At 40.4% G+C, this 8,393-nt stretch carries 7 protein-coding genes; 6 read left to right on the forward strand and 1 reads right to left on the reverse strand.

Annotation, left to right across the window (positions count from 1 at the left end; all coding sequences use genetic code 11):
* From CAG60_RS00105 to CAG60_RS00120, 4 genes are all read left to right on the forward strand, one after another.
* Nucleotides 1-2,447 (forward strand): hypothetical protein (locus CAG60_RS00105; RefSeq protein ID WP_161437991.1); only part of this gene is annotated, 2,447 nt, incomplete at its 5' end.
* Between the two features lie 103 nt (nt 2,448-2,550).
* Nucleotides 2,551-2,769, forward strand: a complete 219-nt coding sequence (locus tag CAG60_RS00110) for a viroplasmin family protein (RefSeq protein ID WP_158138914.1) — start codon at nt 2,551-2,553, stop codon at nt 2,767-2,769.
* Nucleotides 2,770-2,971: 202 nt separating this feature from the next.
* Nucleotides 2,972-3,391, forward strand: a complete 420-nt coding sequence (locus tag CAG60_RS00115; RefSeq protein ID WP_237667734.1) for a hypothetical protein — start codon at nt 2,972-2,974, stop codon at nt 3,389-3,391.
* A 341-nt stretch (nt 3,392-3,732) separates the two neighbouring features.
* A complete protein-coding gene (locus CAG60_RS00120) occupies nt 3,733-4,989 on the forward strand; it encodes a DNA cytosine methyltransferase (protein ID WP_158138913.1) in 1,257 nt (418 codons plus the stop codon).
* A 43-nt stretch (nt 4,990-5,032) separates the two neighbouring features.
* Here CAG60_RS00120 and CAG60_RS00125 read toward each other — a convergent pair whose 3' ends face one another.
* The gene (locus tag CAG60_RS00125) at nt 5,033-5,917 is read right to left on the reverse strand and encodes an HNH endonuclease (RefSeq protein ID WP_161437992.1); all 885 of its coding nucleotides are present in this window, start codon (nt 5,915-5,917) and stop codon (nt 5,033-5,035) included.
* A 94-nt stretch (nt 5,918-6,011) separates the two neighbouring features.
* Between CAG60_RS00125 and CAG60_RS00130 the strand changes: the two genes are divergently transcribed.
* A complete protein-coding gene (locus tag CAG60_RS00130) occupies nt 6,012-6,326 on the forward strand; it encodes a very short patch repair endonuclease (protein WP_237667735.1) in 315 nt (104 codons plus the stop codon).
* 515 nt (nt 6,327-6,841) lie between these two features.
* Nucleotides 6,842-8,098, forward strand: coding sequence for a DUF3391 domain-containing protein (locus tag CAG60_RS00135; protein WP_161437994.1), 1,257 nt, complete (start codon nt 6,842-6,844; stop codon nt 8,096-8,098).
* The last annotated feature ends 295 nt before the right edge of the window (nt 8,099-8,393 follow it).

Below are 8,393 nucleotides of genomic sequence, written 5' to 3' on the forward strand. Positions count from 1 at the left end.
GTATTGATACGGAGTACACATTATCTAAAGATAAAAAATTGAACCATATATTGTCCTATCAATTTGTTTTGTTGTTTCAAGGTAAGATGACACGAGACATTTTTTATACCAAATCAGCTAAGAAATCAGGACGTTTAAGTTTTGATAAATGCATTACTCAAGTGATAAAGCAGGCCATAAATGAAAAAACACTCATTAATTGGCCTTCCGAAGCGATAGTTTGTGCTCACTTTTTAAAGGCTGATTTATTCACTTTTAGTAAATCGTTCGACAATTTCCATACCTATATCAAGGGAGTTAGAAAAACTCTGGCGACACTTGGTAACGATGCATATGGCATTGATTTATCTAAGGTGATGACGAAACGAGTTGATAAAGATCCTTTTATTTTATACGACGAGTCTAGAAATAAGCATGAGTTGAAAATTCGTTTTTATGACACGATGCTTCTGGCTCCTAGCGGTAAGTCTTTGGCTGATGTGGGTGAACTAGTGGGATTACCCAAACTAGATATTCCAGCTCCTTACAGTATCGAAAGAATGGATGAGTATTTGGCTAATGATTCAGCAGGTTTCGAGGCTTATGCCATGCGAGATGCTGAAATTACAGCGCTTCATATGGAACGGATGTTAAAAATTGCCCAAGATATTGGGTTGAAAAATCTTCCATACACTATAGGGGGTATTGCGACGAAAGCATTTGTCAATACGGTTAAAAATCAAGACGGTTATCGTGCATTATTTGGCTTTGAATCGGTAACTAAAGAAGTTTGGCCAGAAGGACGCACTAAACCTTTAACTCTCACTAAGGATGTGCCGCGTCCTGACCGTATGATACTAGAAAGCTTCGCAACACAGTGTTATCACGGTGGTCGTAATGAGTCTTTCATGTCGGGGCTGACGAGTGTAGGTACGTGGAACGATTATGATGCTCCGAGCTGCTATACCGCTATATTAATGGGGCTTCGAGAGTTGGATTATATTCATGCTAAGCAGTCGACTCGTATCGAAGACTTCTTCGGTGATAAGTGTTCGCTTGCTTGGGTATCGTTTAAGTTTCCAGACAATATTCGATTTCCATCGTTACCCGTCCGAACTGATAGCTATGGTCTGATTTATCCGATGGAAGGAGAATCATTCTGTACAGGGCACGAATTAGAAGTCGCTTATAACCAAGGTGCTGAATTGGTAGTTAAAACGGGATACATTGTGCCTTGGAAGAATGGAAGCCGTATCTTTGAGCCTTTTATGCGTTGGGTTCGCCAAACCCGTTTACAACACGAGAAAGGAAGTTTTGAAGAGAGACTAATCAAAGAGATTGGAAATAGCACTTATGGACGTTTAGCTCAAGGGTTAAGACCCAAGACATCTTTCGATATTGAGGTTGGTTATTCAAAGCAAATGCCAGCATCCACAATTACGAATCCTTTTTTTGCTGCTTATACGACTGGTCTTGCTCGTGCTCTTATGAGTGAAATGTTAAATGGTATACCTGAACATCGAATTGTTGTTTCAGTAACTACTGATGGATTCTTAACTAATGCTGATATAACCGAGATAGATTTAACAGGTTCTATCTGCAATCGTTTTAGAGATCACTTTCATTTAATGGATCCTAGTGGTGGTGACATACTTGAGTTGAAGCATAGAGCTAAACAATTAATCGCTATGAAAACTCGTGGACAGCTTACCGTGATACCTGATGATGATTTTCCTGTTGTTACGGCAAAGGCTGGTGTTAAAACTCCAAGAAATGTTAACGCTAATGACTATATGGTTGACCTTTATCTCAATAGAGTACCGGGGCAGTTAACCGATGGCTCTCACTTAACTTCTACACGTGAGATGTTTCTTAATCAGAGTGATTTACTTAATGTGGAGCGAGAAATTCGTTTAAACCTTGAATTTGATTGGAAGCGTCAGCTTATTGAGCCAATTACACGTGAAAGTAATGGTATTCCGCATGTTTGTTTTCAGACTCAACCCCATCGAACAGTTAAAGAAATGACCGCGACTCGACTTCGCTTTGACCGTTGGCGTTTGAACAACTGCTTAAAAACAATGGATGATTGGATATCTTTTGAAGACAGGTTAGCGATGGGATTAGCTGTGTTGTGCGCTAACGTCCGTTTAAAGCCTGAAGAACGATCTGACGAATTGTTATTACGTCTTTTCCTAAGGCTTTGTACTCAATCGAATTCTAGTTGTTCGAGCAGTAACATGAACGCTAACGAATTAGCAAAATACTTCGATAGCATCGGCTATAGCGTTAAGCCTTCGACAATTCGTGGAGCTAAGCGCCTGAAAGTTATTTTAGGGGCAGTACCTGTGACTCGTTTAACTGTAGAGCTAACGAAGATATTAATGAGGACTTTTCCAAGCATAAACGTTCGATCGTTATTTGTTGTTGAGCAGCTGGATATGCTTGAGGCGATGATAGGTAGTTAATTCGTAATGGGTAGCGCTGCCCCATATCATATTTTTCTTAGGATTATTGTTGGTGTTGCGTAGCGCTGTTGGGGTATTACTGAAAACTTACAGGGAGATAATTATGTCTCAGAAATCACATTTTAAATATTATGCTGCGGTAACAGTTGATAGCGCTGCCATTTTTGAATCTTGGCCTGAAGCTCAAGCCCTAACTAGTGGTAAGCCGATGGGAAAAGCAAAAGGAGCATCAACGTATGAAGAGGCTGAAATTCGACTTAAAGAGCTTGTTGCGGGGCGTGACCGTTTAATAAATATTAAGCGTAAAAAGCGTAGGTGGTAAATTATTAGTCATTCAAGATAAGATAACCAAGAGAGGTACAGACCAAAGTCTGTACCTCTCTTGGTTTCGTATTGAGTCTACTTTTGTACCAGTCTTAAACTGGTTAATGAGCGGGTTAGTTAGTGGATCAGTTTTGCATGATCGGTGATAACAAAGGTGACTACCTCAGGAAGTTGTTATAGATGGCACTGAGTACTCAAGTATGCGCCAAGCGGATAGAGGGCTAGGTGTGGCGCAAAGTACGCTGATGAACCGTATAAAGGCGGGCATACCTGTAGAAGAAGCGCTGTCTACTGCGCACACCGAGCGTGAGAAGTTAAAGGGTCAGTCCAAACCAATGTTCTACGGTAACAAACTTTACCCATCAGCTCGCCATTTGTTGCTCGCCAATCCTGAACTGCTTGCTGGTGGTGATTTAGGTAAGACTGTTACCTTGCTGAATGACAAGGCTCGTCGAGCTAAGAATCAGGTTGAGATTTTGAATCTGTCGTTGGATCGAGTTTCTGCTGAGTATGACTTGGCGAAAATTGGGTTTGCTGATGAATTTGATGGTTTTGTTGCTCAGTTAGTTGAGCAAGTTGGTGAAACGGCTTTGACCGAGCAGTTCTATGAGGTGAAGTAACTAGCGAGATTATAAAGTAGCTGATTGTTGATAGCTATGAAGAGAGTCTACGGTGCAATAGTTGGTTTTGTGCAACGAAGGATTCTCTCAGTGTGTGGGATTTTATACGTTAATTGTACGGAAGAGTGGTGGTCCCACTCTTCCGCTACGTTCGGGAGGCTTTAAATTGGACTTAATTTTCCCGAGTACCTCCGCATTTTAATGCTGCTGTTAGTGTATTGGTGCCCATCTGTGTCTTAATAGCAATTTTTAGTGTTGTTGCTTACAAAGAAAGTCAAAATCCACTAAAATCTTCCCCTCCGTTTAATGGAGGTTAATTTAATTCTCACAAAGAAGACGTTATGTACAAAAGTCTGATCCAACATCTAAAAAACACTATTGCAAATTTCTCACCTGAAATCGCTGGGCACTCGGAGCTTGAAGCTGAAATCACTCATTGGCTTCAGACAGAAGAAGTTAACTTGTTCAGTGCTATAGCTGGATTGCCTGAAATACTAAGTAATGCAACGTTACAATTTGAGCGCGACAATGGTACTACCGTTCAGGTATTACTTGAGCAGTTGAGATTTCCCCCCACTGCGGATGTACAGTTTGATTTTATCGACTTATTCGCAGGAATTGGTGGTTTTAACCTAGGATTGAGTCGCAATGGTGGTAGATGTGTGTTTTCGAGTGAATGGGACAAGGCAGCGAAAAAAACGTACTTCAATAACTACGGAAAGGTTCCTTATGGTGATATTAATCAGTTCACTGGAGAGGGTATTCGTGAGGAAGAACTTGATGCCTGGATTCCGAATCATCAAGTATTAGCCGGAGGTTTCCCTTGTCAGCCTTTTAGCCATGCTGGTGTATCCGCTAGGACGGCACTAGGATTAGCTCACGGTTTTAACTGCGATACCCAAGGTAACCTTTTTCACTCAATAGCGAAGATTGCATATGTTAAACAACCTGAAATCGTTTTTATGGAGAACGTGAAGAATATTGTAACCCATGACGAGGGACGGACTTTTGAGGTTATACGGAACACCATGGAGAATTTAAGTGGTGGTGTTGAGGGGAAGTTGAACTATAAGTTTTTCTATTCGTTGATTAACTCTGAGACAGTCGTAGCACAACGAAGAGTCCGTTGCTTTATGGTTTGCGTTCGAGAAGATATATGGCAACAACATGGTGACTTTGAGTTCCCTGTGTTTGTTGGGGAGCCAATTCCCTTGCGCCAGGCGATTGAAAATGCAGGAACTACTCCTCAAGAGGCTGAAGAGTATACAATTTCAGATAAGTTGTGGCAGGGACATCTTAATAGAACCGAACGAAATCTCGCACGTAATACAGGCTTTACTGCGCACGCTGCAGACTTGAATAGGCCGTCGAACACTATTGTTGCTAGATATGGTAAAGATGGTAAAGAGTGCTTGATTCCACAAGAGAATCAAAATCCGAGGAAGTTAACTCGGGATGAATGCCGTATTCTCTTTGGTTATCCTGAAGATTTTTGGATGCCAGATGCAAAAACCCCTGCATATAAGCAGTTTGGTAATTCTGTTGTTGTTCCTGTGGTGCAATTGATTTCTGAGCATATTGTTGAGTATTTGGGGTGACTATTAAAAATAACGGTGTTCCATACTCGAAACACCGTTATTTTTATATGCCATAAATAGAAAATAAATCCTCTAGTGATATGCCTATCCCTGCCTGATTTAGGTATTCAGCCCTTTCACTATAAAGTTTCTCAAGGTATAACCTTTTAGTCTCTGAAGTACCGAAATGTATGGCTCTATGGCAATTGGGGCATAATACAATAAGGTTTGCTGGAACATCTAAGGAGTATTGAAATCTACTCATATAAGCAATAGGTATTAAGTGGTGAACTTCTACATATTGCTGTGATGACGAAGCAGCAATAAACGATTGATGCCATGGGTTATATTGACATTGATAGTTAGCGGACCTTATTGCATCTGCCGCAAGAGAAGGGTTTCTTGGAAACCTCGTAGAGCTGCTCTGGATTACTCCTCTTTGGGCTTGAGGGGAGTGTAGCTCTTTTTGGTAAGAGTCATCATCATCGTCTAATGCATAGCTAGCTTCATAAGCTAATCTTTGTACCTCTCCGCTAGCGAGGTTTTCCCACTCCCTAATGTTCATAAAACCAATGAAAGGGTACTGTTCTCCAAATTTTAAGAAAATATACCAAACAGAACCTTCTGGCGGATAAAAGTTAGACTCTCGGTTAAAATAAAGTCTTAGTTCATTGCCTTGAGCTTTTGGATATTTGATGGCCAATTGGTGTAAATCAAATGAGTTTGTATGCTGGTTAAAAACATAAAACGGTAAATGAGAAGGCTTACCATCAGGGAGAGCCCCCCCTGCTCTAGTAAAAGTCGTAGAGGGGTAAATTTGGAACAGAACTGCTTTTTCACTTTGATCTATTGTTACAGACTTATCCCCTGTTGCTTCACGTATAGTAACTTCGGAGCCCGCTCCTTGAGTTGCGTTAAATGCTTGCAGTAAACTGACATTCATTTCCATAATTAATTCCCACCCTGTAAATGTGTCGGTTTATGTTAGGGTGGTTTTTATTTTATTTCAACCGGTAAATCTACAGGGTGGTTTGGGGTTGAAAATGGTCGATATCGTGGCAGAATCGAAACGAAGTGAAATGATGTCTAGGATTTCTTCCAAAGATATAAAGCTTGAAGTTTGGCTTAGAGTTGAGCTCTATCGGCGGGGGGATCGGTTTAGAAAAAACTATAAAGAAGTAGCTGGTAAACCTGATATTTATTTTCCGAAGAAAAAAGCTGCTATCTTTTGGAATGGATGTTTTTGGCATTGGCACGAAAGTTGTTATCTAGGGCACCTACCTAAGTCTAATATCGCCTTTTGGAAAGAAAAATTAGAAAAAAAAAAAGGGAGAAAGAGACCTAAAAGTAAGGCGTGAGTTAGAAAAAATTGGTATTCGGTTGTTTGAGAATGTGCTTTGAAAGGGAGGTATAGACGTGAATCAGCATATGTCTTGAGTGAGGTTGATAAATGGATTCAATTTGGTACTGATTCTACAGACATTTTCAGTATTGAGAATTTGCGATAATGGTAGTCTGGGCTCTAGAAAAATCTGTGCTCAATGCCTGCAAAGTAGATCCAATGAAATCCCACTTTATGGTCCTTGATATCCAAAGAAATCCTCTTGAATGCAACTAATTATAAGAGCTTAAGAGGAATTCAAAATCCGTTTCCTTCGGGAGTGGCGGTTCAAGTCCGCCCATCGGTACCATTATTTATACAACAAAGCCTCGACGAAAGTCGGGGCTTTGTTGTTTCTGAACAAGTCACATCGATATTTTCAATTTCATGCCGCTAATATGTTAACCGCAAGCACAGTTAGCGACCTCTGAGGGTGATCTTGCCCTGCGTATCTCCTACACTAGAAAAAATTCTATTTTGTTGGTCCTGATCGTGGCAAATACAAGCATAAAAATCACCGTCGATAGATTGCAGCCAGGTTTACATATTCGCTTACCAGTTAAATGGAATGAGCATCCTTTCTTATTTAATAGTTTTAAAATTCAGTCCATTGAACAAATTCAGTTGATCAAGCACTTGGGCATACAGCACGTCTTTTTAAATCCCGCACAAAGTGATACTTCGCCTTTACCTCTCGATAGTGAGTCTCAAACAGTAGCAGAACCGACGGATCTTGATGAACAGGCGGATAAGCTCTGGCAGGAGAAAGAACAGCGGATAGAGAAACTCAATCGTTATCGTCGCCAAGTATTAGAGTGTGAAAAAGAGTTCGAACGTTCTTTGGCGCGTATGCGAGCAATTATGAATAAAATTCGTAGTCGCCCAGCTGATGCTATTGATGAAGCCAGTGCCTTAGTTGAAGAGATCGTCGACAAGTTATTGAGTGATGAGAATGTCACTTTGCACTTAATGAATAGTAAAAGTGAATTTGAAGATATCTATTTCCATTCACTGAATGTTTCGGTGATCTCAATGATGATCGCTAAAGCTAAAGGGCTCACAGAGCAACAAATCAAACAAATTGCTTTTGCAGCACTATTTCATGACATTGGTAAAATAAGAGTACCGAGTGCGATTGTACGTAAAACCACTCCGCTCACTGAACCAGAGAAAAATTATCTTAAGCTACACACAAAATATGGCTTAGAAATGGTGAGTAGTTTTGAAGCTTTTCCAGAAAGCGCAAAAATTGTTATTGAGCAGCACCATGAGTTAAGCGATGGTTCTGGATACCCTAAAGGTCTTAAAGAAGCCGATATTGATGAATTAGCTCAAGTCATTTCGGTTGCGAATGCATTTGATAATCTGTGTCATCCAGCGATTGCCAGCGAGCAAAAAATTCCTTATATCGCACTTTCTTATCTATATAAAAATGCCAAGCATCTTTATAACCAGGAAAACTTAAGTATTTTAGTGAAATTTATGGGGGTATATCCACCAGGTACAGTAGTGCAATTGTCGAATCATGCTATAGGCTTGGTGATATCCGTCAATGCTAAGCAGCTATTATCGCCGAATGTATTGATTTATGATCCTTCGGTTCCTAGAACACAAGCGCCGATTATCGATCTCGCCGATAAGGAAATAAAAATCCTGAGTGCAATTTTGCCACATAAGCTTCCTGATAACATTCGTGATTACTTAAATCCAAGAGCTCGGATTTCCTATTTCTTTGACAGTGATGATTAGTTATCCACAGGAAGGTGTGGGTAATATGTTGGCTATATGATGATAAGTGGTAGGTAAATAATGGCTTGCTGGTTATTTGCGCAAACAGCGTTTTTTTTCGGGAAAATTTAAAATTTACGCTTGCCAAGTTTATCGAACTCCCTATAATGCGCCCTCACTGACACGGCAGACGCCGCAAGGCTTCAGGCAGTGTTGGTTGAGGGAAAGCTTCTAAAAAAGAAAATTTGAAAAAGTGTTTGACTCTTCAAATTAACTCGCTAGAATTCACCTCCGCTTCGAAGCTCAACGAGAGATT

The sequence above is a fragment of the Vibrio sp. V33_P6A3T137 genome (genome assembly GCF_009904835.1).
Lineage (GTDB): Bacteria > Pseudomonadota > Gammaproteobacteria > Enterobacterales > Vibrionaceae > Vibrio > Vibrio metschnikovii.

Excerpts from the sequence above, each read along its gene's own strand:
- CAG60_RS00110 (WP_158138914.1), top strand. The coding sequence starts at position 2,551 with ATGTCTCAGAAATCACATTTTAAATATTATGCTGCGGTAACAGTTGAT.
- CAG60_RS00125 (WP_161437992.1), bottom strand. The coding sequence starts at position 5,917 with ATGGAAATGAATGTCAGTTTACTGCAAGCATTTAACGCAACTCAAGGA.
- CAG60_RS00120 (WP_158138913.1), top strand. The coding sequence starts at position 3,733 with ATGTACAAAAGTCTGATCCAACATCTAAAAAACACTATTGCAAATTTC.
- CAG60_RS00115 (WP_237667734.1), top strand. The coding sequence starts at position 2,972 with ATGCGCCAAGCGGATAGAGGGCTAGGTGTGGCGCAAAGTACGCTGATG.
- CAG60_RS00130 (WP_237667735.1), top strand. The coding sequence starts at position 6,012 with ATGGTCGATATCGTGGCAGAATCGAAACGAAGTGAAATGATGTCTAGG.